Raw genomic sequence first — 25,735 nt, 5'->3', positions numbered from 1 at the left:
ACCATGAAACGGAAATCGGCCTTTGGCAGGATCGTGGTCTTGGCATGTGGTCTGGTTCTGTGCGCAGACCGTGTCGAGCAGCCCACCGCGGCACAGTCACCGGCGGCAAAACGGATGGTGCTGAAGACCGAGACGTTTGACAAAGACCCTGGATGGGAAGGGGTGCGAAACCGCATCAGACGCCCACCGGTGCGCAAGCAGCAGAACTTCGGGTGGAGCAAGACCAACCACTCGGGCAGCGCTGCGGGCGAGATTGGCGGAGTCATCTGGCGGAGCGTCACGCCCGCGTACTACGGCAAGAAGATCGGGCCGTTCACGTTCGACGATGAGCTGAGCGCCTCGGGAACGATCGCGGTCCTCAAGGCCAACACAAAAAAGGGCTGGCAGACCGGCAGCACCGTCTTTGTGGGATTCTTCAACCATGCTGAACAGGGCTGGCGGCCGATCAACTACCTGGGCTTCCGCCTCGAGACGCACACCGATACAGAAGCGGAGAAGATCGAATCGCGCCCGGGCGTGGAGGTTGGCTACGGCACGAGTAAATGGACGGCGGGCGGAGCGTTCCTCAACACCACCGGCGAGGTGCAGGATCGGAACGTCAAGCAGCTCATTCAGGAACAGATGCGCCGCGTACCGCCGGATGGATCCAAACACACTTGGGAGCTGCGCTACGACCCCAAAGGCGGCGGCGGGTACGGTGAAATCACCATCGTCTTCGACGGGGTGCCCACGAGCATTGGGATCGGAAAACACCATCGCGAGCAGGGCGCGACGTTCGACCGCTTCGGAATCTTCAACAACCCGCTGTGCGGCGACTTCATCGAGGTCTACCTGGACGACATTACGATCAACGGCGAGAAGCACGACTTCGCGACGGACCCGCAGTGGGATGGCAGGGGCAATCATGATCTCGTCGAGGACACTCGCGAGTACGGCGCCCAGGACTTCGGCTACAGCCCCGACACCAACTTCGCCGGCGGTGCCAGACCAGGCGAGCTTGGTGGATTCTTCCAGAGCGTCGATCCGTGGGAGAAGGATCTGCAAGGATACTACGGCGATCGGGTCGGGCCATTGAACCTGGACCACAAGCTCGTGGCTCGCGGCAGGTTCTCCAGCGAAAACGAATACTCCGTGGATTCCACCGTCGCGCTGGGATGGTTCAACTCGCAGGAACAGCCCTGGCCCATGAGGAACTTCGTCGGCGTGATCTTCGACAGCCTCACCAGCGTGGGACGGATTGCATTTCCGGTTTACGCCACGAGCCATGGAAGTGCCGACGGCGATGGCCAGCGATTGACGTTTCTACCGGATGGGACCGACTACGAGTGGACGCTGGAATACGACCCCGATGCGGCCGGCGGACGCGGGCAGATCACCTTCACGATGAATGGGCAGACGGCCAGGCGGACGCTGTCCGACGGCGATCGAGCCAAAGGGGCCACGCTGGATCGCTTCGGCGTGTTCAACCTTCGCGGCGCCAACAGCAAACACTGCGTCGTCTGGTTCGATGACATCACGTACACAAGCGGCGTGGAGTGACGTTTGCCGCAGGCGGCGACGTTAACCGGGCTCGAGCTGGAACTGGCGCGACGTGGGTGCAGCCAGGATGCCATGAGGTGAGGAATGACCAGGAGACGCGTTTGGCTGATTTCGTGCTGCGCGCTCGCGCTGTCGGCGCTGCTCGGGGGCGGCGCCGAGCCGCCGCGGATGACCCAGAAGACCGAGACGTTTGACAAGGATCCGGGATGGGAAGGCGTGCGAAATCGCATCAAGCTCCCGCCCGTGCGCAAACAGCAGGACTTCGGCTGGTCGAAAACCAACCATGCGGGCGACGCGCCGGGCGAGATCGGCGGAGTTGTGAGGCGAAGCGTCACGCCGGCGTACTATGCAAAGAAGATCGGACCGTTCACACTGGATGATTCCCTGAGCGCTTCCGGCAGCTTCTGTCTGAAAAAATCCACAACGAAATTCGGATGGCAGACCGGCAGCACGGTGTTCTTCGGGTTTTTCAACAGCGCTCAGCAGGGCTGGCGGCCGCCAAACTTCCTCGGATTTGAGCTGATGGCGCACACCGACACCCACGCGCCCCGACTCGAACAGCGCCCCGCCCTCGGCGTGGGCCTGGGCACAAGCAAGTGGACGGCCGGCGCGGATCTGGTCAGCACCAGCGGCTCGATCGTGCCCATCGATCCCTCGAAGCAGTCCGACCCCAGCGAGCCATTCCGCATTCCGCCGGACACCCGGCTCAAGTGGGAGTTTCGCTACGATCCGAAGGGCGCCAACGGCGCCGGGCTGGCGACGATCGTGTTCGGCGGCCTCAAGTGCGTGATCAGCCTGCCCCCGCCGCTGCGAAGGCACGGCGCCAGCTTTGATCGCTTCGGCATCTTCAACAACCAGATTGCCGGGCGCGAAATGGAAATCTACCTCGATGACCTGAGCATCAATGGGGAGTTTGACGACTTTGCCAACGACCCGGGCTGGGAAGGCAAGGGTAACCGCGATCTCATCGAAGACACACGTGAATACGGCGCCCAGGACTACGGCTACAGCCCCAACACCAACAATGCAGGCGGGGCAAATCCCGGAGAGATCGGCGGGTTCTTCCAGAGCGTCGATCCGTGGGAAACCCAGTTCCAGGGGTACTACGGGGATCGCATCGGGCCGCTGTCGCTGAAGCACAAGCTCACCGCCAGGGGAAAGTTCGCCTCGCGCCAGTACATGATCGACTCGACGTTAGCGCTGGGATGGTTCAACTCATCGGGTCAGGGCTGGCCGCTGAAGAACTTCGTGGGCGTGTTCTTCGACAGCCTCTCGGACACGGGGCGGATCGTTCAACCGCTGTACGGCACGTCGGAAGGAAGCAAGGCCAGGGGTCGCGATTACGTCACCTTCATGCCCGATGGCACCTCGTACGAATGGACGCTGGAATACGATCCCGACGGCGCCGACGGCCGCGGGCTTATCAGCTTCACCATGAACGGACAGACGGTGAAGCAGGCTTTGGCCGAGGGCGACAAGCAAAAGGGCGCCGTCTTCGACCGCTTCGGGGTGTTCAACCTCGGGTGGGCCAACAGCAAACACTGCGTGGTGTGGCTGGATGACGTCACGTATACCGTGGCAGAGGAGTAACGCTCACGACCGCTGCGCTGTGTGTCATGGGCGTCCCGGCCGTGCGATGGCCGCGCACACGGGCGGGATGCCCGTAACACGTCCGAGCCAATTGTGGCATGGCCGTCCCGGCCATGCAGGGTGCGCTCGAGTTCGAGACTCCGACATCTGGATTGTTCATCACTTCATGCCACTGGGCACAGGCGCGACGCCCGTGACACAGGCTGGCGTGCTCGCGGTCAAATTCCAACTTAGGGCCAGGATCGCTCATTCACGATCTCGCAAATCCGGGCACACTTCTCGCCACAGGCGACGCGGAGCAAAGGGCCAGCGCCAGTGAGACGCCGATTGCGGTCGCAAACCATCCGTGCCTCACAATTCTGTTGACGCGGCAGTGCACCGACCGCGAGAATTGCCCATCATGAACCCCACCCGTGTCCACAAGGTCCTGGAGTCCTCAGGCGGCTGGATTGTCTTTCCCGGCGTTTACGACACCCTTTCGGCCAAGCTTGTGCAGCGGGTCGGGTTTCCGATGAGCTTTGTCAGCGGCTACTCGGTGGCGGCCAGCAGCATCGGCGAGCCGGACCTTGGGCTGCTGACGCAGACGGAGATGGTTGAGCGGGCGCGTCGAATATGCGGCAGCGTCTCGATCCCGATCATCGTCGATGCCGACACCGGCTACGGCAACCCGCTGAACGTCATCCGAACCGTCAACGAGCTGATCAGCGCCGGCGCCGCCGGATGCTTTTTGGAAGATCAGGTCTGGCCGAAAAAGTGCGGGCACATGCGGGGCAAGAAGGTGATCGAGCGTCAGGAGTACATCCACAAGATTCGTGCGGCGGTGGAGGCGCGTGGCGGGCGGGACTTTTTCATCGTGGCGCGCACCGACGCGCTGGCGGCGGTGTCCCTGGACGAGGCCGTGGCGCGCATGAACGCCGCGCGCGAAGCCGGCGCCGATGCCTGTTTCGTCGAAGCGCCCGTATCGCTGGAACAGATGGCCGAGATCGGGCGCCGCGTCCCAAGGCCGATGGTCGCCAACATGATCGAGAAAGGCCGCACCCCCCTGCTTTCGCGGCAGCAGCTTGTCGAGCTTGGTTACTCGCTGATCCTGTATCCGCTGTGCGGCATCTTCGCCGCCGCACGCGCTCTGGAAGATGTGTACCGCACGCTGTATCGCGATCAGACCACTGCGGCGATGAGCCAGCGCATGATGAGCTTCGACGAGTTCAATGATCTGATCGGGGTGGAGGAAAAGTACCGGCTGGCCGAGCGATTCGGAGTGCGCGACTGACCGGAGCACACAGCAGCCTGGAATCCGAGATCGCGCCGAAACAGCTATCGCCAAACTGCAACATGAGGTTGTCCGACTCCGGCGGTTACACGCGGGCGTGGAAGCGCAGTCCCGCGCCGGGCGCAGGCTGGGGAATGTGTACCTTCTGTCCGCTGGCAAGCTGCTCGTAGAGCGAGCGATGCTGATCGACAAAGCGGGTCATCGCGAAGTACTCATACGCCTCGGTGCGCGCCATGTCGCAGATCGACCATACCAGCCGCGGGTCGTCCTGAAGATCGAGCACCCGCCGCGCAAGCACTCGCGAGGTGCATCGCCCCACCATCAGCGCGGTGTGACGATCCTCCAGCAGCTCGGAAACGGTAGGCGTGACGACCGCCACGATTGGCAGCCCCGCGGCCATGCACACGGCGATGGGCAGCACAGGCACGGGGGCGTCGGCGGTCACCAGGACGGCGTCCGCCGCCGCCAGCAACCGCTCGAATGCCACATCCCTGCCCAGGTGATCCGTCGCCCAGGCCAGGAAGTTCACCGGCAGCATCTTCGAGCCGAACGCGCGTTCGGCTTGCGCCAGCGGGCCGCGGCCCCACATCAGCAGCTTGTAGCGGGGATCGAAGACATGCAGAACAGCGGCGGTGAGGATGGTGGCGTGATGGTTGGCGCCGCGCAGCGACTCGCCGGCGCCCAGCAGAACGCAGTCGTCGGGCCCCAGCCCAAGCCTGGCGCGCAGGGCATCGTCTCGTCGGCGATTGATCCGGGCGAATTCGACGCCCGGCCGGACCAGATGGCAACACTCGATCGGCACGCCGCGCCGGACGAGTCGGCGTCGCATCGTATCGGTCGGGCAGACGATCTGGAGATCGCGCACCTGTGCGACGGCGCGCAGCCAGCGTATATCCTGTTGCGTGGGAAATCGCGTGGGCGTGAAGACCACTGGCCGGAGGGCGCCGCAGGCGATGGCTGCGAACAGCGCCTCACCACCCCAGGCGTGAACCAGGTCGAATGGCTCGATCTCGCGTCGCAGTTTCAGCGTGGCCAGCAGGGGTGTTCCGAAGTCGCCGCCGCGACCGACGGTGCGGACCTGCGCGGCGGGCGACTGCCCCCGCGTAAGCTGGCAAACCGCGGTCCGGGTCTGGTAGTCCGGCTCGGCCGGCATCAGATGAAGCACGCTGGCCATGCGGTGCGAAGAGTACCGGCAGATCGTCAATCAACGCAACAGATGCTAGAGTTGATGCACGCAACCCGTAGCGGCGGATGGTAACCGATGCCCCTGTTTGGCCGAGAGACCGAAGAATACGAGCGTCGCGCCGCGGCGTATGGCCTGTGGCTGCGACAGCGCAATCCGCTGGCGATCGTGTCGGCGGTTCTGGGAATCTTCAGCCTGATCGAAATGGGCGTGCTGATCGTGTTCGGCGTGGCCGGCGTCATCTGCGGCGCCGTGGCGCTGAAACAACTGAACGAGCCGAACCCAAAATACCCGCGTGGGCAGGCGCTGGCCTGGGTGGGCATCCTCAGCAGCCTCGCCAGCCTCATCATCGCAGCGGTCGTGTATCTTCTGCCTGTGGTTGAAGCGAGCCAATGACAAGCTGCCTGACATGGCTGATGCTGCTGGCCGGCGCGGTGTTCGTGATGATCTCGATCATCCGCTGGTTCGAGCAGATCACCGAGGCGGTGGAGGAAGGTCGCTGGAGTCGGGTGGGGATTCTTCTGGCGGCGCCCTTGACGGTGTGGCTGTTTCCGTCGAAGGTCTGTGCCGGGCGTCCGACGGCGGTGCCGCTGCACGAGCCGGTGCGCGGATTCGGCACGTCGCCGCTGATGCCCCAGGACGCTGCCCGCGGCGCCACGCGCCCGGCGCCGCGGCAACGACACGCCGTCGATCCGGAGATGATCGCAAAACTCAAACAGAAAATGAGACAACAGGGGATGCTGGACAATGACGATTCCGATTCTCAGGCTGGATGAACCGCGCGATCGCGAGCAGGTCGAACAGGTCCTGCGCAGACTGCGACTGGACCCGGTGGATATGGCGCTGTCTCGCGGCGAGCGCGCCCGGCAGGCGGCCGACGTCCAGCAGATCATGTCCGACGTGGCGCAGCGAGGCGACGAGGCGCTGGTCGATTCGGCGCGGAAGTTCGATGATCCCGGCTTCACTGCCGAGCAGATCCGGGTCCGGCCACAGGAGATGCGCGAAGCTGCGGCGCGGATCAGTGCCGAGCAGATGTCGGCGCTGCGGCGATCGATCGCGCAGGTGCGAGAGTATCAGACGCACATCATGCCCGCCGAGCCGCCGCCGCTGAAACGACCGGGCGTGGAGCTGGGAATCCGTTTCGCGCCGCTGGACAGCGCGGGTCTGTACTTTCCCGGTGGCAAGGCGAGCTATCCGTCGAGTCTGATCATGCTGGCGGTGCCGGCGCAGGTCGCGGGCGTGAAGACCATCGCCGTGTGCACGCCGCCGAGCAAGTACGGGCGAAGCGATCTGGTGCTGGCGGCGTGTCATGAGCTGGGGCTGGAGCACGTTTTCCGTGCCGGCGGCGCGGCGGCGATCGCGGCGATGGCGTTCGGGACCCAAACCATCCCCGCCGTCGATAAAATCGTCGGGCCGGGGAATACGTACGTTCAGCTCGCCAAGCGCATGCTGGCCGGGTGTGTCGGGATTGACGGTTTCCTCGGCCCCAGTGAGATCGTCGTGATCGCCGACGAAACAGGTAATCCGAAGTTCATCGCCGCCGACCTGATCGCGCAGGCGGAGCACGATCCGGGCAGTTGTTTTCTGCTGACCACGTCGCAGACGATCGCACGCGAAGTGGAGCGGGAGCTGCGGGAGCAGACGCGGTCGCGAAACCGCAAGGCGGCGATCGAGAAGGCACTGGCCAACGACAGTGCGATCGTGATTCATCCATCGATGGATGAGCTGTTGAAGCTGGCGAACCGATTTGCGGCGGAGCACGTGAACCTTCAGGTTCGCGACGAGCAGCGGGTGCTGGAACAGATTCGCAGCGCCGGCGCGGTGTTCGTCGGGGCGTATTCGCCCGTCGCGGCGGGGGATTACATCGCCGGCCCGAGCCACTGCCTGCCTACCAACACCACCGCGCGGTTCAGCAGCGGCATCAGCGTGTACGAGTTTCTCAAGCGATCCAGCGTGGTGCGATACCAGGCCGAGGGTCTCAGGCAAGATGCGGGGGCGATTATCGAACTGGCCGGGGCCGAACAGCTTGATGGGCACGCGGCGAGCATTCGGATTCGGATGAACAGCCAGTGAGAAGCAGAGCGCCAGAGATTGCAGATGAGCGTTTCTCGTCTGGTATGGATTGGGCTGCTCGCCGGCGATCCGTTTTCACGTCGCATTCTGCGTGAGCCGATTTATAATGTTGCCATGGCTCCAAAATTCGTCCGCGCAACCGTTCGGCAGATGGAGGGATACACTCCGGGGGAGCAGCCCTCGCCTGGCGAACGTGTCGTGAAGCTGAACACGAACGAGAACCCGTTCCCGCCGAGTCCGAAGGTGATGCAGGCGATCCGCGAGATCGAGCCGGAACTGCTGCGGCGATATCCGAACCCGACGGCCGACCGCTTTCGCGAGGCAGCCGCCAGAGTGCTGGGTGTCGAGCGTGACATGATCCTTGCGGGTAACGGATCGGACGACATCCTGACGATCGCGACGCGCACGTTTGTTCCGCCGGGGGGCAAGCTGGCGTTTGCGGATCCGACGTATTCGCTGTATCCGGTGCTGGCGCGGCTTCAGGATGCCAAGAGCGTGGCCGTCGCGTGGGAGCGTGACTGGTCGCTGCCCGTGGATGCGCTGATCGATACACGGGCCGACGCGATCTACATCGCCAACCCCAATGCCCCATCGGGCACGTTCGTGCCGCCGGCGAGGATCGGCGAGCTTGCCGGACGGTTCCCCGGGGCCGTGCTGGTCGATGAAGCCTACGTCGATTTCGCGGATGACAACTGCCTGCGGCTGCTGCGGGAGCATCCCAACATCGTGATCTCGCGTTCGTTCAGCAAGGCGTACAGCCTGGCGGGATTGCGCTTCGGCTATGCCGTCGCGCAGGCGCCGGTCATCGCCGAGATGATGAAGGTCAAGGACAGCTACAACGTGGACGCGATCAGCGTGTGCGCGGCGACGGCGGCGATCGAAGATCGCGAGTACGCCGCGATGACCTGGCAGCATGTCCGCGCCGAACGACAGCGGCTGACCGAGGAGCTCCAGCGCCTCGGCTGGCATGTGCTGCCCAGCCAGGCGAATTTCATCCTGGCCAGCGTCCCCGGCGGCAAGGGGCGCGAGGCCTACCTGGGCCTCAAGCAACAGGGCATCCTCGTCAGATACTTCGATAAACCCGGGCTGAATGACAAGCTGCGGATCACCATCGGCACCAGCCAGGAGAACAACGCCCTGCTCGGGGGGATCAAGGCCCTGAGCCTGGCGGAAAAGGCCGCATGAACCGCGCGGCCACAGTCCCGCATGTGGGGGATTCGGACACCCAAGACCCTGCCCAACTCCAAACCCATGGGACGATCGGCGGAAATCTCGCGACAAACGAAGGAAACGAAGATCCGTGTGAAGCTGGATCTGGATGGATCGGGCCAGGCGTCGGTGCGCACCGGCGTGGGATTCTTCGATCACATGCTTGACCTGCTTGCGCGACACAGCCTGATGGATCTGACTGTCCAGGCCGAGGGGGATCTACAGGTCGATGCTCATCACACGGTCGAGGACGTGGGCATCGTCATCGGGCAGGCGATTGAGCAGGCGGTGGGCGAGAAGCGCGGCATCTTCCGCTACGGCTGGGCGATCGTCCCGATGGACGAAAGTCTGGCGCAGGTGGCGATCGACCTTTCCGGCCGGCCGGCGTTCGTGCTCAACGCCAGCTTCACCGGCCCGCTCATCGGCGCATTTCCCGTCGAGCTGATCGAGGAGTTCTTCAAGGCGTTGTCGATCAACGCCCGGATGAACCTGCACGTGAATGTGCCCTACGGCTCGAACAATCACCACATCGCCGAGGCGATCTTCAAGGCGACCGCCAGGGCGTTGCGGCAGGCGGTGAGCCTGGATTCCCGCGCCGCCGATCAGGTGCCCAGCACCAAGGGAACCTTGTAGACGACGCAATCAGCAGAATGCCCAGGCGGCTGCAATGCAGGCGCGCACCGTAAGCCCGTGCGTCTTTTGCGGTGTTTGAGCTCACCCCGCCGCAGGCTACACGTTCTTCAACTCCTCGAAGCTGCCCACCACCGGCAATTTGCCGACGATGGGACTGGCGTAGTTGACGAAGGCCTTGGTGATGTTGTTTCCACCCTCGATGAACTCGGGGGGCATCTTGCGTGTTTCTCTGGCGACGGTCTCCAGCGGGGTGCAGAAGATCTCGATCTCGTAATTGGGGCCGGGCTTGCGGCGCATCGCGACCGAGCCGCTGATGCCCGGTTCGATGCTGTAGCGTACGGCCATCTGTCCGACCAGCCGTGCCTCGCGGGCATCGACCTCAGAGACCAGCCCCGGGAAACTGCGCTGGATGTATCCGAAGGTGTCGGCCCGGACCCGCGGCGGCTTGCCCCCCGCTGGGGTCAGGTGCCTGCGGATCAGGTTGGCGATGTAGTCTCCCAGCTCGCCCGAGCCACTGAGCTGGAGATTGCCGTGGGCATCGCGTTCGTGCGTCTCGGCCAGGTGTTCGAACCACGTTCGCCCGTCTTCCTTGACGATGCCTTCGCTGACGGCGATGAGGCAGCGGCCTTTTTTGGCATAGACGCGATCGACATCGGCGAGGAGTTTTTCCTCGCTGACCGGGGCTTCGGGGACGTAGATCAGGTGCGGGCCGTCCTCGTCATGCTGCCGCGCCAGCACCGCCGCCGCCGCCAGGTAGCCGGCGTTGCGGCCCATGATCACGTCCACCTTGATTCCGGGCAGCGAGCGGTTGTCGAAGTTGTCGCCCAGGATGGCGCAGGCGACGAACTTGGCGGCCGAGCCGTAGCCGGGCGTGTGGTCGTGAACCCGCAGATCGTTGTCGATGGTCTTGGGAATGTGGAAGACCTGAAGCTCGTAGTTGGCTTCCTTGGCCAGGTCAGCGACGATGCGTGCCGTGTCGGCCGAGTCGTTGCCGCCAATGTAGAAAAAGAATCGGACGTTGTTCTTCTCGAAGGAGCGGAAGATACGTTCGCAGTAGGCTTTGTCGGGCTTGTCGCGTGTGGATCGCAGCGCGGCGGCGGGAGTGTTGGCGATGCGCTCCAGCAGTTCATCGGAGGCCTTGCCGACGTCGATAAAGTCTTCGTTGACGATTCCGCGTACGCCGTGGCAGGCGCCCAGCAGCCGGTCAATGTGCCCTGTCTTGCGTTGTTCGAGGATCACTCCCACCAGCGACTGATTGATGACAGAGGTAGGTCCGCCGGATTGCCCGATGACGGCGTTGCCTCTGGGTTTGGTAGCCATGTGATTACGTCCTTGGTTTTGAAATCAGGTTGTACAATGCCGAGCGTGTAGTACGGCCGCGCGATAATAGAAGATCGCCCCTTCGAATCAAGTGCAATTTGTCTTTTGAACTGGCGGGAATTTAACTCTCGATAAAGTATAATTTTATAGATATTCAGGCCATTGCCCCGCCGCGCTGCATCTTCAGCAACAGCCACATCTCCCCCTGATGGTTGGCTTCATCGTGAAAGCCGTGGACGATGAAGCTGCCAAGCGTGGCGCCGCTGGTCCGCGAGATCACCTGTTCGAGCTGCTCATCGGTGATCCGACTCAGCTCCTCAAGGATCCGTCTGTGCTGAGCCCGCAGAAGCGAGAGCACCACCGCCTTGGCCGGCCAGGTGCGCGTCTGGGCGACCGGGCGGCAGTGCTGCCCGAACGTCTCGGCCCACGCCGCGGGCAACGAGCTGCGACCCGTGATTCGTTCCAGACACAGCACATCCCCCAGCCACAGCGCATGCCCGGCATGCCACAGAATGTGATTGGAAGTCCCCGGCGGCGCCCAGCGCAGCTCGTGCTCGGCGGTCATTTCCAGCAGGCGGATCGTCTTGGTCCGCACCTGATCGGCCAGCATGTGCAGCACGATGGCTTGAGACATGGCGTCGGCTCCGATTGACAATGATATGCCCGCCTCGGTTACGTAGTTGGTCGCGATACTCTCACTGCGGAACAAAACCGCGCAAGCCACAGGTCGGCAATCCGAAATCCGGGTTCCGCATTCGCGACGGGCGACCGGACAGCCGGGATTGGACTCGCCGCCGCATTCACTTGCCCAGCAACACCCGTTCGACGAACCCCGTGTCCACATCGGCGTTCTGGAAGTGCTGGTTGTCCATGATCTGCATTTGCATGGGGATGGTGGATTTGATCGGGGCGATGTGGAACTCGCTCAGGGCGCGTTTCATCGTGGCGATGGCCTCGGCGCGGGTCTTGCGGTGGACGATCAGCTTTCCAATCATGCTGTCGTAGTTGGGCGGAATGCGGTAGCCGGCGTAGGCGTGGGAATCCAGCCGCACGCCAGGCCCCCCGGGAGCGCGAAACTCCTGAATCAATCCCGGCGATGGGGCAAAGTTGCGCGCCGGGTCCTCGGCGTTGATGCGGCATTCGATCGCGTGGCCGATCTGGGGGATATCCTTCTGCCTGAGTCCCAGCGGCTCGCCGGCGGCGATGCGGATCTGCTGCTTGATCAGGTCGATGCCGGTGACCTGCTCGGTGACGGGATGCTCGACCTGGATTCTGGCGTTGACTTCCAGCAGATAGAAGTTCTGCTGCCGGTCCACGAGAAACTCGACGGTGCCGGCGTTGGTGTATCCGGCGGCCTTGATCAGGCGAACGGCCGCGGCGCACATTTCCTCGCGTACGGCGGGCTTGAGGAAGGGACAGGGGGATTCTTCAACGAGCTTTTGATGGCGGCGTTGCATGGAGCAGTCGCGCTCCCACAGGTGTATGGCGTTGCCATGATGATCCGCCAGGATCTGCACTTCCACATGTCGTCCGTACTCGACGTATTTTTCGATGTAAACGGTGGAATCCTTGAAGGCGTTTTCGGCCTCGGCGCGTGCCTGTTTCAGTCCGGCGCGAAGCGAGACATCGTTGTGGGCGACGCGCATGCCCCGGCCCCCGCCGCCGGCGGCGGCCTTGATGATCACCGGATATCCGATCTCCGCCGCTACCCGCAGGGCCAGTTTCTCGTCATCGACGGCCCCATCCGAGCCGGGAACGGTTGGCACGCGAGCCTTGCGCGCCAGCTTTTTGCACTCGACCTTGTCGCCCACCGCCGCCATCGCCTTGACCGGCGGGCCGATGAACTCGATCTTGCAGCTTCGGCAGACCTCGGCGAAGTGGTCATTCTCGGCCAGAAAGCCATAGCCGGGATGAATCGCCTGCACGTCGGCGATTTCCGCCGCGGAGATGATCCGGGGGATGTTCAGGTACGACTCGGCGGGCGGCGCGTCGCCAATGCAGATCGCCTGGTCCGCCAGCTTCAGGTAGGCCGCATCTTTGTCGGCCGTGGAATAGACGACGGCGGTCTGGATGCCCATCTCACGACAGGCGCGGATGATCCGCAGGGCGATCTCACCTCGGTTGGCAATCAGGATCTTGGAAAACATTGCTGCAAAGGCGGGGGCACAGGGGACACAAAGGCATGAAGGGCAGGCATCCGCGCGCCGCTCCGTGCCTTCCTGCCGTTCGTGCCTTCGTGCCCTATTCCTTTCGATTCAACTCGGCCGGACCAGAAACAGAACCTGCCCGAATTCGACCGTCTGGCCGTTGGTCACCAGAATCCTGGCGATCGTGCCTCGGCACTCGGCCTTGATGTTGTTGAAGACCTTCATCGCCTCGATGATGCACACGTCGGTGTCCTCGTCCACGACGCTGCCCACCTCCACGAACGGTTTGGCGTCAGGAGACGGCGCGGCGTAGAAGGTGCCGACCATGGGGCTTTTGATGGGGATCAAGCCTGCGGTTTCGTCCACGGGCGGCGAGGTGGAACCGGCGGCTGCCCCGGCAGCAGGCGGCGGAAGGGTCGAATGCGCCGCTGGTGGTGCGACATAGGGGCTTTGCGGGAACATTCCCGCGGCGGCCCCGGCGGACAGCGGTCCGCCGCGCCTCAGCACGATCCTCCTCTTGCCGTCACGCAACTCGATGCGATTCAGATCGTTGGCGCTCATCAGCTTCACGATCTGTTCCAATAGCGTCACGTCCATCGGCCCGCCGCCGGCCAACTCGCCCGCGGGCGGTGCCGTCTCGCCTCTGGTCTGTTTGCCGCTTCGCTTCTTTTTCAAAGTGCCCTCATTCGCAAATCAGCTCGCAAAACCAACACTCGGAATTTCAATCCGCTAGACGATGTGGCACGCTTCGAAGGTCTTGTCCATCGAGGACAGAACCTCGCAGCCACTGTGGGTGATCAGCACATCGTCCTCGATCCGGACTCCACCCTCCCCCGGCAGATAGATGCCCGGCTCGACGGTGACGATCATACCCGGGCGCAGCTCGTCATCAGCGGCGTTGTATCGGATGGTCGGCGGCTCGTGAATATCGCGCCCGATGCCATGCCCCAGCCCATGCCCGAAGTAGTCCTTGTAGCCGGCCTTTTCGATCAGGTCACGGGCGACGCGGTCGGCCTGCCGGGTGGTCACGCCCGGCCGCAGGAACCGGATCGCCGCCTGCTGCGCGTCGTACACGATCTGATAGATCTCCTTGATCCGGGGCGCGACTCGCCCGATCAGGAAGGTGCGGGTCAGGTCCGAGCAATAGCCGTTGTACAGCGCTCCCCAGTCGAACAGCAGCGGCTGATCGCGCTGGACCAGCACGTCGCCGGGACGGTAATGCGGTAAAGAGCTGTTGGCGCCGGCGGCGACGATCGGCTCGAAGCTGGTGGTCTCGGCGCCGCGGGCGCGCAGCTCGGCGATCAGCAGGCCGGCCAGGTAGTTCTCGGTCTGTCCGACCTTGATTTCAGCCCGGATGGCCTCGAACGCCTCTTCCGCCAAGGCCACCGACTTGCGGATCAAGTCGATCTCATGGTCATCCTTGACCTTCCGGATGTTCGGCATCACGTCCTCGAGGGGCACCAGCTCCACCTGGCCAGCCGCTGGCGAGTCTTTTGGTGCTTTGAGCAATTCGCGGATGGCCTTGTCCAGCGCCGAAACCTGCCCGTAGGTGGTGAAGTTGGCCTCGAAACCGACCCGCTTGACGCCAGCGTCCAGGATAGCGCGGGCGACGGCATCGGCCATCTGGCCGTCGCGTATAGCCAGCCTGGTCCACCCGGCCTGGAGCTGCGCCTGATCGCGGTATCGGAAGTCGGTAATGATGTAGAGATCTTTTGCGGTGATCAGCCCGACGGAGTCATCACCTGTGAAGTTCGTCAGGTACGCCAGATCGGAAGCGCGTGTGAGCAGCAGCCCATCCAGCTTCAGTTGCTTCATCGCGTCACGGACGGTTTTGTGACGGACTTTGAGATAGGCCTTGGCACGGGTTACCGGTGGCTTCATTTTGGGGTGCTTTCGATGTCCAATTTGGTGTCACGGCTGGCCGATGGCTGGTGCAGTCGCGACAACAAGTTCGGGCAAACTACCGGAGAAGCGGCAAGACTGTCAACGGATGCCGCCGCTGCGCGACCCCGGCGGCGGAGGCGGGCGGCAATGGGGTCGGGCGTGCGCAGGTTCGGGCGGCGACTTGACATCGGCTGCAACGCTCGTAGGATCAGGCGCGCTACCCCATGTTGGGGCATTCGTCGAGAGGTCCGTGCTTCGGGGCATGGAAGGGTAGACGAACCAGCTCGGAAGGGCCGATTGCCATGGCTTTGCGGCTGTGGTGGTCAGGATCCGCAGGCGGTTTGAACCGGGTTGGGCCTCCGGGTACGTCCGCAACGCCGCCGCGAACGGTCACACCCGTTGAAGATGCTGAGGCAAAAGCCCATCGTTTTGGGCCTCGGGTTGTTGTATCCTTTCGTCTTGATTCACTACCCGGTGGTGTAACGGTAGCACAACAGGTTTTGGTCCTGTTTGTCCTGGTTCGAATCCAGGCCGGGTAGTCTCTACCACGGATGAAGGCAGAAGAATGCAGGAAGCAAGCCTTGGCTAACTTCCTGCTTCAACCTCATCCTTGATCGCCATGAGCTTGACCGCCATCATCCTGGCCGCAGGGAAGAGCACGCGGATGAAATCCCGCAAGCCCAAGCCGCTGCACGAGTTATGTGGTCGGCCGATGCTTCAGTATATCCTGGACGCCTGCTATGAGGCTGGATGCACCCGCGTGCTGCTGGTGGTCGGCTACGGCAAGGACGAGATCATCGCCAACTTCGGGCACGACAAGCGGATCACGTTCGTGGAACAAACCGAACAGCTTGGCACCGGGCATGCGGCACGGATGTGCGAGCCGGAACTGCGAAAGCTGCACGGTGGGGATGTGCTGATCCTGACCGGCGACGTGCCACTAACCCGAGGCCAGGTGCTCCGCCAGTTGCACGAGGCGCATCGCGCCGAACGGGCGGCGGCGACGATGGCGACCGCGGTGCTGGACGATCCGACCGGCTACGGGCGGGTGATCCGCGACAAGGACGGCAACTTCGTCGACATCGTCGAGCAGATCGACTGCACCCCCGAGCAGCGGGAGATTCGCGAGGTCTTCCCCAGCTATTACTGCGTCCGGGTCGAGGACCTGCTGTTTGCCTTGGGGAAGTTGAAGAACGACAACCGCAAGGGTGAATATTACCTGACCGACATCTTCGGGATCCTGCGCCGCGCCGGCAGGAAGGTCGTCGCCGTGCAGGCCGTCAGCCCCGACGACGTGCTGGCACCCAATGACCGCCAGCAACTTGCCGAGGCCGACGCGATCATGCAGGAGCGGATTCAGCGGAAGATCCGTGAAGGCGGGGTGACGATCGTCAGCCCGGTGAATACGTATATTGAGGCGGGGGTCACGGTCGGTCCGGACACTGTGATTCAGCCGTTCACGTTCATTGGTCGCGGCTCGGACATCGGCGCTGAATGCACGATCGGGCCATTCGCTGTCGTGCCGCGACAGAGCATCGTCCCGGAGGGCGCGACGTTGGCCGGCAACATCACGCCCGATACGGCCACACTGTCTCAAGCCGGAACCTGAACCGAACTGCCGCCATGGCCAACACCGACGCGGACAAACTGAAGGTTTTCACCGGCCGAGCCAACCCGCAGCTTGCCCAGAAGATCTGCGAGTATCTGGACATTCCCCTTGGCCGCGGGCGCACCGAGCTGTTCCCGGACGGGGAGCTGATCGTGCGTGTGGAAGAGGATGTTCGCGGGCGGGATTGCTTCGTGATTCAGCCGACTTCGCATCCGGTCAACGCGCATCTGATGGAGCTGTTCATCTGGATCGACACGCTCCGCCGGGCCAGTGCGTCGCGCGTGACAGCGGTGATCCCCTACTTCGGTTATGCCCGACAGGACCGAAAGGACGAGGGGCGGACGCCGATCACCGCCAAGCTCGTGGCCAACCTGCTGGAGCGTGCCGGCGCCGACCGGGTTGTCGCCGTCGATCTGCACGCGGCACAGGTACAGGGATTTTTTGACATTCCGGTGGACCACCTCAACGCCGGACCGGTGATCGTCAAGTGGTTCCGCAGCCTCAACCTGCACAACGCGGTGTTCGTCTCTCCGGACGTGGGCAACGTCAAGCGGGCGCAGGTGTACGCCAACAAGCTCGGCGGGGAGATCTGCATCATCGACAAGCGACGCCGCAGCGGTTCGCAGGCCGATGCCATCCACGTCATCGGCGATGTGGACGGAAAGAACGTGATCATGGTGGACGACATGATCACCACAGCGGGCACGATGACCTCGGCGGTTCAGATCCTGCGCGACCACGGGGCGCGCGACATCTACATGAGCGCCACGCATGCGGTCTTCGCTCCGCCGGCCATGGAACGATTGGCCAACTGTCCGTTCACCAGACTTGCGGTGACGGACACGATCCCGATCGGAACCCGAGCCGACCCGATCAAGGATCGGGTTGTGGTGCTCAGCGTCGCCGAACTGCTGGGCGAGGCGATCCACCGCATCCATCACAACGCGTCGGTCAGCGCGTTGTTCCGGGAAGATGTCGGAGGCAGGGCGCTGAGTGAGTGAATTGGATTTGCGGTCTTTGATCCGCGATCGCAAGTCGCAGATCGACATCCGCAGATGGCGAAACAGGAGAAGTAAGCATGGCAACGCAAACCGCACAGATATCCGCCAGGCCACGCAGCGAGCTGGGCAGCCGCGCCAACAAGCGGCTGCGCGACGCCGGGCTTCTGCCGGGCGTGGTCTATGGACACAAAGAGGCCGTGATCCCCATCACCCTTTCCAAGAAGGAACTGATCAACCACATCAGCCACGGCGCGCACCTGTTCGACCTGTCGATCGACGGTCGCAGCGAAAAGGTGCTGCTGAAGGAAGTGCAGTATGACCACCTGAGCGATGAGGTGCTGCACGTGGATTTTGCCCGCGTGAGCCTGGACGAGAAGGTCGAAGTCACCGTTCCGCTGGAGCTGAAGGGCACGCCCAAGGGAGAAGCCGAGGGAGCTGTGCTTCAGCAGATCGTGGCGGAGCTGCAGATCGAGTGCCTGGTGACGGAGATTCCCGATGCGATCCGGCACAACGTGTCGGACATGGAGAAGGACTCGGTGCTGCATATCCGCGATCTGAGCCTGCCGCCGGGTGTACGCTGCTTGCAGGATCCGGACCTGATCGTGGCGATGGTTCGCGAGATTCATGAAGAGGTGGCCGCCCCCGCCGTGGAGGAAGTCGCCGCGGAACCCGAGGTCATTGGCAAGGGCAAGGAAGCCGAGGAAGAGGAGGCTGCCGAGGGCGCTGCGCCTGCCGCGGCCGCGGAGAAGGAGAAGAAGTAAGCATGGTGACCGCCGGCCAGTTGTCAGTTGCCTGTCTGGCCTGTGGCATACAACTGGCGGCTGGCAACTGGCGACGGATCACTGGCAACCATGAAGCTGGTCGTCGGACTGGGCAATCCGGGCAGCGAGTACGTGGGCACCCGGCACAACATCGGCTGGGAGGTCGTCGATCGTCTGGCGGCACGGCTGGGTTGGATCCCCAGCCCGCAGGAGTTCAACCGCCTGGCCCGATCGAAATTCGACGGGCTGGCGATGGATGGTACGATCGTGCTGCCCGACGGCAGCGAGCAAAAGCTGCTGCTGCTGAAACCGACGACGTACATGAATCTTTCCGGACGAGCGGTCCACAGCGCGGCGTCGTTCTTTCGGCTCGATCCGCAGGACCTGATGATCGTGCTGGACGACCTGGCATTGCCGTGCGGAAAGATCCGCATTCGTCCCGGCGGGTCCAGCGGCGGGCATAACGGGCTGAAGGACATTGAACGGATGCTGGGCACCAGCCAGTATCCGCGGCTGAGGATCGGCATCGATCCCCCGCCGCCAAACCTGTCCGGAAAGGATTACGTGCTCGGCAGATTCACCGCCGAGCAGCGACAGAAAATCGATCCGGCGATCGATCGCGCCATCAGCGCGATCCTGACCTGGATCCAGGAAGGCATTACGGCGGCGATGAATCGTTTCAACGCCGAGGAGAATGACACACAGCAGTCGGCCGACGGCCAGCAGTGATCGCCTTTGCGATCCGCTGCAAGCCGGCTGTTGCCGGCTAGAGCACACTGGCGGCCGGTGAACCGGTCAAAACCCATGCTGGGAGCATGACAACAATGGCAGACGCGACAGCGAGCAAATCGGAACGAATCAGACAGTACGAGGCGATGTTTCTCTTCCCCGCCGCTGCCAGCGCAGAGCTGGACAAGAGCCTGAATACGGCCAGGAGCATCATTGAACGTCACGGCGGGAAGATCATCGTGCTCAAGAAGTGGGACGAGCGAAAACTGGCATATGAAATCGACGGGCAGAAGCGTGGCCTGTACATCCTGTCGTACTTCAGGGCGCCGGGAAGCGCGGTGGCGGGCATTGAGCGCGACGTGAACCTCAGTGAGGAGGTTCTGCGCGTGCTGGTGACGCACGCGGATCACCTCAACGAGCAGGAGATGCACGCCGTCGAACCGCAGCCGATTCAGCCCCGCGAGGAACGGGCGCCGTGGGATCGGCCCTATACTGAAGAGCGGGAGCGACGCGGGCCGCGCCGCGAGGAGCGTGAGCGCGCCGGTTCCGAGCCGGCGGCCCGGGAATGAGGCGGGTCTCTCCCGCCCGCGTGCTGGCGGCGCATCTGCCGCGTCGTATAGTCCGGGAGCGCGATCATGGCCAACTATAACCGTGTGATCCTCTGCGGGAACCTGACCCGCGATCCGCAACTGCGCTATCTGCCGAGCCAGACCGCCGTGGCTGATTTCGGCATCGCCTGCAATCGCCGGTTCAAAACCGCCAGCGGTGAGGACCGCGAAGAGGTGATGTTCATCGACTGCGCCGCGTTCGGCCGGCAGGCCGAGATCATCAACCAGTATTGCCAGAAGGGTCGTCTGATCCTGATCGAGGGACGACTGAAGCTGGACACCTGGGAGGACAAGCAGGGCGGAGGCAAGCGCAGCAAGCACTCGGTGGTGGTGGAGAATTTCCAACTGCTGGGCAATCGGGCGGATGCGGGTAACGCGGCGAGCGGCGGCCCGCCCGACGCCGACGTGTCCGCCCCGCCGCGGCAGGGTCGCCCGGCGCCTGCGCGTCCGCCGGTTACCGACCGCGCCGCTCCCCCGCAACCGGCGCCCGATCAGCCCTTCCCGCCGGATGCGCAGGAGTTTAAGGAAGACGATATCCCGTTCTGAATGGAAAAACGCGAATTGGACGGGCAAAGTTCCGAACTTGCTTTAGCACGCAACTGAAACACCTAAGACAACCATGGCAACCGTAAAACTGCTTCTGAAGGAATCGATCAAGAACGTCGGCCGGGTCGGCGATGTCGTCGAAGTCTCCCCGGGCTTTGCGCGAAATTACCTGCTGCCCAAAGACCTGGCGGTGTATCCCACTCCCGCCAACATCAAAAAGGTCGAGGAGCGCAGACGCGAGATCGAACGAATGGAACGTGAACGCCGCGAGCAGCAGGCGGCACTGCTCAAGCAGCTCGAAGGAGTCGAGATCACGCTGGAGCGCAAGGCCAACGAGCAGGGACACCTGTTCGGCTCGGTCAGCGCTACCGACATCGCCAAGGCGCTTCAGGCGCAGGGTTTCAACGTCCATCCCGACGACGTCAACCTCAAGGGCAAGCTCGACCGCATCGACAAGTACATGGTCGAGATTCGCTTCGCGGAGGATCTGGCGACCGAGATCAAGGTGTATGTGGCGCCGGATGCGGAGTCCAAGGCGGCGATGGAAGCGGCCGCCGAGGCACGCAAACGCGCCGAAGCCGAACAACAGCCGGCCAGATAATCGGCGGATCGCGTTTCGCCGGCGCCGCGCCATCCACAGGTGGATTGTGGAAATGCGGTGGAGAGCTTCTCGTGGCTCGGAGCAATTCTGGGTCGCCGGAAGCTCTTCGTGTTTACTGTGCCTGGCCCGTGTTTAGTAGCGATTCAACGAACAATCCCGCCAGTCAAGCGCAACGCCGTTGCGTGCCGATGTGATTGTTCGGATAATGTTCGCGCACCATTGATGCGATAAGGTCCTCGACCGGGTCTTTCCAGGGAAGGTTCGTCGATGAGCCAGTTGATCGACCCACAGCTCGCCGCTCAGTTCGACCGTCTGCCACCCCACTCCATCGAGGCCGAACAGTGCCTGCTGGCCTCGATGATGCTCGACAAGGAATCCATCGGCCAGGTGATCCAGATCGTCGAGCGGGACGCGTTTTACCAGGCGGATCACCAGATCATCTTCGACATTCTGGTCAAGCTGTACGAGCAGAACAAGCCCATCGATGCGGTGATTGTCCGCGAGGAGCTGCTCAAGCGGCAGTTGCTGGAAGAGGTGGGCGGGACGGCATACCTGGCGCAATTGCTGGGCATGGTGCCGTCGGCGGCACATGCGGCGCACTACGCCGGCATCGTCCGCGAAAAGTTCCTGCTCCGCCAGCTCATCGCTGCCAGCAACGACATCCTCCGCGACGCCTATTCGCCCCACGAAAAGGCTGACGTGATCGTCGATCGCTCCGAGCACCGGATCTTCGAGATCGCCGAAAAGCGCATCGGCGGAAACCTCGTGCCGCTGGAGAGCGTGCTGCACGAAGTGTACGAGATGATCGAAGAGAAAGGCCGCCGGGGCATCGAAACCGATTTCCATGAAATCGACGAGATGCTCAATGGCCTTCAGAACGGCGAGATGATCATCATCGCCGCTCGTCCCAGCATGGGCAAAACCGCCTTCGCGATGAACATCGTTGAAGCGGTGGCGGCGAACCATCGGCTGCCGTGCGCGGTCTTCTCGCTTGAAATGAGCAAGCAGCAACTGGCCCAGAGAATGCTTTGCTCGCGCGCGGGCATCGACGCCCAGAAGGTCCGCAAGGGGATGCTCTCGGCCGAGGAGTTCCACAAGCTGGCGGCGGTGGTCGTGGAGCTGTCCAAGGCGCCGATCTGGGTGGACGATTCGCCCGGACTGACCGTGCTGGAGCTTCGCGCCAAGGCCCGGCGACTGAAGCGGCAACACGACATCCGCCTGATCATGATCGACTACCTCCAGCTCATGGACAACCCCGGCCCGGAAAGTCGCCAGCAGCAGATCAGCGAGATCAGCCGCGGGATCAAGGCGGTGGCGCGGGAGCTGGAGATTCCCGTGATCGCGTTGTCGCAGCTCAACCGCGCCGCCGAGGGACGCGACGGGCACCGCCCGCGGATGAGCGACCTGCGCGAGAGCGGCTCGATCGAGCAGGACGCCGACGTGATCATGCTCCTGCACCGCGAGGACTATTACCGCATGAGCGAGCCGGACTTCATGCCCGACAACATCGCCGAAGTCATCATCGCCAAGCAGCGCAACGGACCCACCGGAACGGTCAAGCTCACCTTCGACGCCAGAACCACCACCTTCCGCAACCTGGCGGCGCAGATCGATCCGTTCTGAAGTGATCGGGGGCGTCCGGAACCTGGCGAATCTGCGTCGGACGGAGCTGGGGGTTCTGCCTGGCTCAAACAACGCTGGCACGGTGACGGGGATACCGAGCACGACGAGCAGGGGCACAACGAGAACAACCAGGCCCGTCGGCTGCGCGCGGTGCTGGAAAGCGCGCCGGCGATTCTGCCGCCGAAGGCGATGCGGATACGCGAATCGCGGGAGCAACAGCCTCATCCACGCCAGCGGGACGGCCTGATGGTGCTGGTTGCCGTCTCGCGCGTCGGATCATGTTTCCGAGCCTCGGGCCGGCCTCTTGATCAGCACATCAACCGACTCGTCGAAGTCGTGGGTCTGTCCGTCCAGTGAGCTGCGGACGACGAAACGGTCTTTTCCTTCGCCGCCGCTGAGCGTGTTGGCGCCGAGCACGCCGCCGAGCACGTCGTTGCCCGCCCCGCCGATCAGATTGTCGTCTCCGAGGTTTCCCCACAGCCAGTCATTGCCATCCCCGCCCGCCAGCACGTCATCACCGCGTCCGCCATAGGCGCGGTCGTTGCCGGCGCCCAGGTCGATCTGGTCGTTGCCGTCGCCGCCGAGAACAACGTCGTGGCCTGCGCCGCTGTTGACTGTGTCGTCGCCACTGCCCGCGTGCACCAGGTCGGCTGCCTTTCCCGTGGTGATGTTGTCGTTTCCCGTGCCGGTGGCGATCCAGTTGCGTCCGTCGCCCGCGTCGATCGTGTCGTTGCCGTCCCCGGCGTGAATCCGATCATGCGATGCTCCGGTGCTGATCGAGTCGTTGCCCGCGCCGGCATCGATCCACGTCGGCCTGTTGACCGAGCCGTCTACTGTGATGGTATCATCGCCGCTGAGGCTGCGGATGATGATCCGCCTGACTCGCTCGGCCTCAAAAAGCTGCGCCTCGCCGCCGTTGATCGTCACCTGGACCTTGTCGCCTTCGGCATTGAGGCTGACGCTGATCGCGTCGTTCACCTCGGCCTCGCCACGGATGAACAGGTTTCGTCCATGCAGCTCGGCAGACAAGAGGCAGCGTCTCTCCAAAGGTTGTACAAGCGAATGAGTACGATTCATGTGGAGGATCTCCTTTGCGATCAGCACACTGGCAGTCGATGCCGTGCCCCAGCGTATCACGCTAGGCGCGGCTCGGGGCGCACTCTAAAAACGCCGCCGGTCGCGGAATATTTTCATTGCTGTGAATCTGGGGGAATCGCGCCGGAATTCCGGAGTACTTGGGCGAAAAGCGTCGTCTTCTCACGCAGCGAACACAAGCTGCGACTCATTTCTTCCTGGGCGCAAAGGCCAGAACATTCACCGGCGCGGTGCCGCGCCCCTGGCCGTCGCTGTACTGGATCGCCGTGTTCACGAGCTGCTTGGCCTGATCGATCGCGTCGAGCAGGCTGAGGCGATTGGCCAGCCCCGCCGTGATCGCCGCGCTGAAGGCGCAGCCGCTGCCGTGCGATTTCTCGGCGGGCTGAAGCTTGCCGGCCAGCTCGTAAAACTCCTTGCCGTCGTGGAAGACGTCGATGACTTCCTGCCCGACGACAATCCCCTTGACGACAACCGCCTGCGCACCCAGGGCGATGATGCGGCGGGCTGCGTCCTTCGCCGCCGCCACGCTGTTCAGGCGATCCACATCGACACCGGTCAGCGCCGCCGCCTCGCGACGGTTTGGCGTCACCACTGTCGCCAGCGGAAACAGCCGCTTGACCAGTGCATCCCTGGCCTCGGGTTTCAGCAGCGTGGCGCCGCTTTTGGCCACCATCACCGGGTCGCAAACGTAAGGCACGAGCTTGTTGGCTTTGATCGCATCCTCGACGGCCTCGATCACCGCTGCGTTGGCGAGCATGCCGGTCTTGGTCGCGTCCACGGGGATATCGCCCGCCGTCACATCGATCTGCGCCCGCACCAACTGCGGCGAGACTTCCAGCACGTCCTTCACGCCCAGCGTGTTCTGCGCGGTGATCGCGGTAATCGCGCTCATCCCGTACACGCCCAGGACCGTGAAGGTCTTCAGGTCCGCCTGAATCCCCGCCCCACCGCTGGAATCCGACCCGGCTATCGTCAGTGCTGTCTTCATGGCTATCCGATCGGAAGGCAACGCAAGTGCAATGCAACCTTGGCGAAGAATCTACCGCCCCTGGGCGGACTGGGCAAATCTCCAAACAACTGACTCAAGGCCGGGGCCAGAGCAGTTTTCGACAGCGATTCGTGATACGTTCGTCTCGGCTACGCGATGGCCGCTCGCACGGGCGGGACGCCCCATGATACGAGCACCTGGCAATTTCCAAATCGCTTTGACGTATCGCTCGCGTTTGCGGTAGGCTCCACATCAGCCATGGCTACGCATCACTTCACCCCCACCCGCTACCATACGACGATCGGATCGCACGAGCCGGCGTTGCGGATCGCGCCGGGGGATACCGTCGTGACCACGACCGTCGATTCCGATGGCTGCGACGCCTCCGGGCAGCAGATCACCCCCGCCGGCAATCCGCAGACCGGACCCTTCTACGTCGAGACCGCCGAGCCGGGCGACACGCTGGTTGTTCGTTTCGCGCGGATCGTGCCCAATCGCCAGCACGGCTGGAGCAGTACCGTGATCGCTCCCAACGTTGTCGATCCGTGGTATGTCAGTCAGTTGCCGCAGCGCCGCCGCGGCGCCTGGCGGATCGATCGCAACGCGGGAACCGCAACCCTGATCGACGCCGTGGACAGCAGATTGGCAGGCAGCTTTACGATCCCCATCGCCCCGATGCTTGGCTGTTTCGGCGTGGCGCCGCCGGACGGACAGGCGATCTCCACCGCCACCTCCGCCGAGCATGGCGGCAACATGGACTATCGCGGCTTTGTCGCTGGCGTGACGGTGTACCTGCCCGTCTTTGTCCCGGGCGCGCTGCTGCACCTGGGCGACGGGCACGCCGTCCAGGGCGACGGCGAAATCGCCGGCACCGGCGTCGAAGTCTCCATGGATGTCACGTTCGACGTCGATGTGATCAAGGGCAAACGGATCAACTGGCCAAGAGGCGAAAATGAGCAGTTGATCTTCACCGTCGGCAACGCCCGCCCGCTGGACCAGGCCGTCCAGCACGCCACCACCGAAATGATCCGCTGGCTGATCCAGGACTACCGGCTCGACCCGCGTGGCGCGCAGACGCTGCTGGGCCAGTGTGTCCGCTACGACTTGGGCAACGTCTTTGACCCGGCGTACACGATGGTGTGCAAGGTCCCCAAGAGAGTCCTAACGTGCTTGGATCAGCGATGAAGCACGCGCGGACACGCAGGCACGAAAGATATCCCCGTATCGTCCGCGCCTTCCTGCCTCCGTGCCCTCCGCTTCACCCTTCTGCTGTTGGCTTGATCCCTGGGGGTCTGAGAATCCTCGTGCCGGTTATCACACCAGCCG

Annotated in this window: 25 protein-coding genes and 1 tRNA gene; 18 read left to right on the top strand and 8 right to left on the bottom strand. The window is 63.4% G+C overall.

What is annotated here, in order from left to right:
- The first annotated feature begins 3 nt into the window (after nucleotides 1-3).
- From ACQS5P_RS17615 to ACQS5P_RS17605, 3 genes are all read left to right on the top strand, one after another.
- Nucleotides 4-1,539 (top strand): hypothetical protein, encoded by a 1,536-nt coding sequence (locus ACQS5P_RS17615; protein WP_428937932.1) that lies wholly within the window; start codon nucleotides 4-6, stop codon nucleotides 1,537-1,539.
- Nucleotides 1,540-1,623: 84 nt separating this feature from the next.
- Nucleotides 1,624-3,129, top strand: a complete 1,506-nt coding sequence (locus ACQS5P_RS17610) for a hypothetical protein (RefSeq protein WP_428937931.1) — start codon at nucleotides 1,624-1,626, stop codon at nucleotides 3,127-3,129.
- 400 nt (nucleotides 3,130-3,529) lie between these two features.
- Nucleotides 3,530-4,399 carry an isocitrate lyase/PEP mutase family protein gene (locus tag ACQS5P_RS17605; RefSeq protein ID WP_428937930.1) on the top strand — a complete coding sequence of 290 codons (870 nt, stop codon included), beginning with the start codon at nucleotides 3,530-3,532 and terminating at the stop codon, nucleotides 4,397-4,399.
- Between the two features lie 85 nt (nucleotides 4,400-4,484).
- On the opposite strand, the gene ACQS5P_RS17600 is transcribed toward ACQS5P_RS17605, so the two are convergent.
- The gene (locus tag ACQS5P_RS17600; RefSeq protein ID WP_428937929.1) at nucleotides 4,485-5,573 is read right to left on the bottom strand and encodes a hypothetical protein; all 1,089 of its coding nucleotides are present in this window, start codon (nucleotides 5,571-5,573) and stop codon (nucleotides 4,485-4,487) included.
- An 87-nt stretch (nucleotides 5,574-5,660) separates the two neighbouring features.
- Here ACQS5P_RS17600 and ACQS5P_RS17595 point away from each other — a divergent pair, with 87 nt between their 5' ends.
- The 5 genes from ACQS5P_RS17595 (at nucleotide 5,661) to hisB (ending at nucleotide 9,497) form a co-directional block, all read left to right on the top strand.
- Complete coding sequence (locus tag ACQS5P_RS17595; protein WP_428937928.1) at nucleotides 5,661-5,978, top strand: DUF4190 domain-containing protein; 318 nt, start codon at nucleotides 5,661-5,663, stop codon at nucleotides 5,976-5,978.
- On the top strand, nucleotides 5,975-6,358 hold the full coding sequence (locus tag ACQS5P_RS17590; RefSeq protein ID WP_428937927.1) for a hypothetical protein: 384 nt from the start codon (nucleotides 5,975-5,977) through the stop codon (nucleotides 6,356-6,358). Before ACQS5P_RS17595 ends, ACQS5P_RS17590 begins: the two co-directional genes overlap by 4 nt.
- Nucleotides 6,330-7,655, top strand: a complete 1,326-nt coding sequence (gene hisD, locus ACQS5P_RS17585; RefSeq protein ID WP_428937926.1) for a histidinol dehydrogenase — start codon at nucleotides 6,330-6,332, stop codon at nucleotides 7,653-7,655. The genes ACQS5P_RS17590 and hisD overlap by 29 nt, the downstream gene beginning before the upstream one ends.
- Nucleotides 7,656-7,769: 114 nt before the next feature.
- The gene (gene hisC / locus ACQS5P_RS17580) at nucleotides 7,770-8,840 is read left to right on the top strand and encodes a histidinol-phosphate transaminase (protein WP_428937925.1); all 1,071 of its coding nucleotides are present in this window, start codon (nucleotides 7,770-7,772) and stop codon (nucleotides 8,838-8,840) included.
- A 21-nt stretch (nucleotides 8,841-8,861) separates the two neighbouring features.
- Nucleotides 8,862-9,497: an imidazoleglycerol-phosphate dehydratase HisB gene (gene hisB, locus ACQS5P_RS17575; protein ID WP_428937924.1), complete on the top strand. Its 636-nt coding sequence runs from the start codon at nucleotides 8,862-8,864 to the stop codon at nucleotides 9,495-9,497.
- A 96-nt stretch (nucleotides 9,498-9,593) separates the two neighbouring features.
- Here hisB and ACQS5P_RS17570 read toward each other — a convergent pair whose 3' ends face one another.
- From ACQS5P_RS17570 to ACQS5P_RS17550, 5 genes are all read right to left on the bottom strand, one after another.
- On the bottom strand, nucleotides 9,594-10,817 hold the full coding sequence (locus tag ACQS5P_RS17570; protein WP_428937923.1) for a 6-phosphofructokinase: 1,224 nt from the start codon (nucleotides 10,815-10,817) through the stop codon (nucleotides 9,594-9,596).
- A 154-nt stretch (nucleotides 10,818-10,971) separates the two neighbouring features.
- Nucleotides 10,972-11,451, bottom strand: coding sequence for a DinB family protein (locus tag ACQS5P_RS17565; RefSeq protein WP_428937922.1), 480 nt, complete (start codon nucleotides 11,449-11,451; stop codon nucleotides 10,972-10,974).
- Nucleotides 11,452-11,617: 166 nt separating this feature from the next.
- Nucleotides 11,618-12,964, bottom strand: coding sequence for an acetyl-CoA carboxylase biotin carboxylase subunit (gene accC, locus ACQS5P_RS17560; RefSeq protein WP_428937921.1), 1,347 nt, complete (start codon nucleotides 12,962-12,964; stop codon nucleotides 11,618-11,620).
- A 108-nt stretch (nucleotides 12,965-13,072) separates the two neighbouring features.
- Nucleotides 13,073-13,639, bottom strand: coding sequence for an acetyl-CoA carboxylase biotin carboxyl carrier protein (accB, locus tag ACQS5P_RS17555; protein ID WP_428937920.1), 567 nt, complete (start codon nucleotides 13,637-13,639; stop codon nucleotides 13,073-13,075).
- A 54-nt stretch (nucleotides 13,640-13,693) separates the two neighbouring features.
- Nucleotides 13,694-14,845 carry a M24 family metallopeptidase gene (locus tag ACQS5P_RS17550; RefSeq protein ID WP_428937919.1) on the bottom strand — a complete coding sequence of 384 codons (1,152 nt, stop codon included), beginning with the start codon at nucleotides 14,843-14,845 and terminating at the stop codon, nucleotides 13,694-13,696.
- A 471-nt stretch (nucleotides 14,846-15,316) separates the two neighbouring features.
- On the opposite strand from ACQS5P_RS17550, the gene ACQS5P_RS17545 reads away from it, so the two are divergent.
- From ACQS5P_RS17545 to dnaB, 9 genes are all read left to right on the top strand, one after another.
- Nucleotides 15,317-15,387 (top strand) — tRNA-Gln (locus ACQS5P_RS17545).
- Nucleotides 15,388-15,467: 80 nt separating this feature from the next.
- Complete coding sequence (locus ACQS5P_RS17540; RefSeq protein ID WP_428937918.1) at nucleotides 15,468-16,457, top strand: NTP transferase domain-containing protein; 990 nt, start codon at nucleotides 15,468-15,470, stop codon at nucleotides 16,455-16,457.
- A gap of 14 nt (nucleotides 16,458-16,471) precedes the next feature.
- Complete coding sequence (locus ACQS5P_RS17535; protein WP_428937917.1) at nucleotides 16,472-17,458, top strand: ribose-phosphate diphosphokinase; 987 nt, start codon at nucleotides 16,472-16,474, stop codon at nucleotides 17,456-17,458.
- Between the two features lie 77 nt (nucleotides 17,459-17,535).
- A complete protein-coding gene (locus ACQS5P_RS17530; RefSeq protein ID WP_428937916.1) occupies nucleotides 17,536-18,219 on the top strand; it encodes a 50S ribosomal protein L25 in 684 nt (227 codons plus the stop codon).
- A 90-nt stretch (nucleotides 18,220-18,309) separates the two neighbouring features.
- Entirely contained in the window at nucleotides 18,310-18,948 is a 639-nt protein-coding gene (gene pth / locus ACQS5P_RS17525) for an aminoacyl-tRNA hydrolase (RefSeq protein WP_428937915.1), read from the top strand.
- A gap of 95 nt (nucleotides 18,949-19,043) precedes the next feature.
- Entirely contained in the window at nucleotides 19,044-19,517 is a 474-nt protein-coding gene (rpsF, locus tag ACQS5P_RS17520; protein WP_428937914.1) for a 30S ribosomal protein S6, read from the top strand.
- A 66-nt stretch (nucleotides 19,518-19,583) separates the two neighbouring features.
- Nucleotides 19,584-20,102 carry a single-stranded DNA-binding protein gene (ssb, locus tag ACQS5P_RS17515; RefSeq protein WP_428937913.1) on the top strand — a complete coding sequence of 173 codons (519 nt, stop codon included), beginning with the start codon at nucleotides 19,584-19,586 and terminating at the stop codon, nucleotides 20,100-20,102.
- 73 nt (nucleotides 20,103-20,175) lie between these two features.
- Nucleotides 20,176-20,703 (top strand): 50S ribosomal protein L9, encoded by a 528-nt coding sequence (gene rplI, locus ACQS5P_RS17510; RefSeq protein WP_428937912.1) that lies wholly within the window; start codon nucleotides 20,176-20,178, stop codon nucleotides 20,701-20,703.
- A 267-nt stretch (nucleotides 20,704-20,970) separates the two neighbouring features.
- Entirely contained in the window at nucleotides 20,971-22,326 is a 1,356-nt protein-coding gene (gene dnaB / locus ACQS5P_RS17505; protein WP_428937911.1) for a replicative DNA helicase, read from the top strand.
- A 276-nt stretch (nucleotides 22,327-22,602) separates the two neighbouring features.
- Here dnaB and ACQS5P_RS17500 read toward each other — a convergent pair whose 3' ends face one another.
- Both ACQS5P_RS17500 and thiD read right to left on the bottom strand, forming a co-directional pair.
- The gene (locus ACQS5P_RS17500; protein ID WP_428937910.1) at nucleotides 22,603-23,403 is read right to left on the bottom strand and encodes a calcium-binding protein; all 801 of its coding nucleotides are present in this window, start codon (nucleotides 23,401-23,403) and stop codon (nucleotides 22,603-22,605) included.
- 205 nt (nucleotides 23,404-23,608) lie between these two features.
- Complete coding sequence (gene thiD, locus ACQS5P_RS17495; RefSeq protein ID WP_428937909.1) at nucleotides 23,609-24,409, bottom strand: bifunctional hydroxymethylpyrimidine kinase/phosphomethylpyrimidine kinase; 801 nt, start codon at nucleotides 24,407-24,409, stop codon at nucleotides 23,609-23,611.
- Nucleotides 24,410-24,667: 258 nt separating this feature from the next.
- On the opposite strand from thiD, the gene ACQS5P_RS17490 reads away from it, so the two are divergent.
- Nucleotides 24,668-25,594: an acetamidase/formamidase family protein gene (locus ACQS5P_RS17490; protein ID WP_428937908.1), complete on the top strand. Its 927-nt coding sequence runs from the start codon at nucleotides 24,668-24,670 to the stop codon at nucleotides 25,592-25,594.
- The last annotated feature ends 141 nt before the right edge of the window (nucleotides 25,595-25,735 follow it).

The organism is Fontivita pretiosa (assembly GCF_050410795.1).
Classification (GTDB): domain Bacteria; phylum Planctomycetota; class Phycisphaerae; order Tepidisphaerales; family Tepidisphaeraceae; genus Fontivita; species Fontivita pretiosa.
Note: the sequence above shows the minus strand (reverse complement) of the source record. Positions and strands in the feature narration are given on the sequence as shown.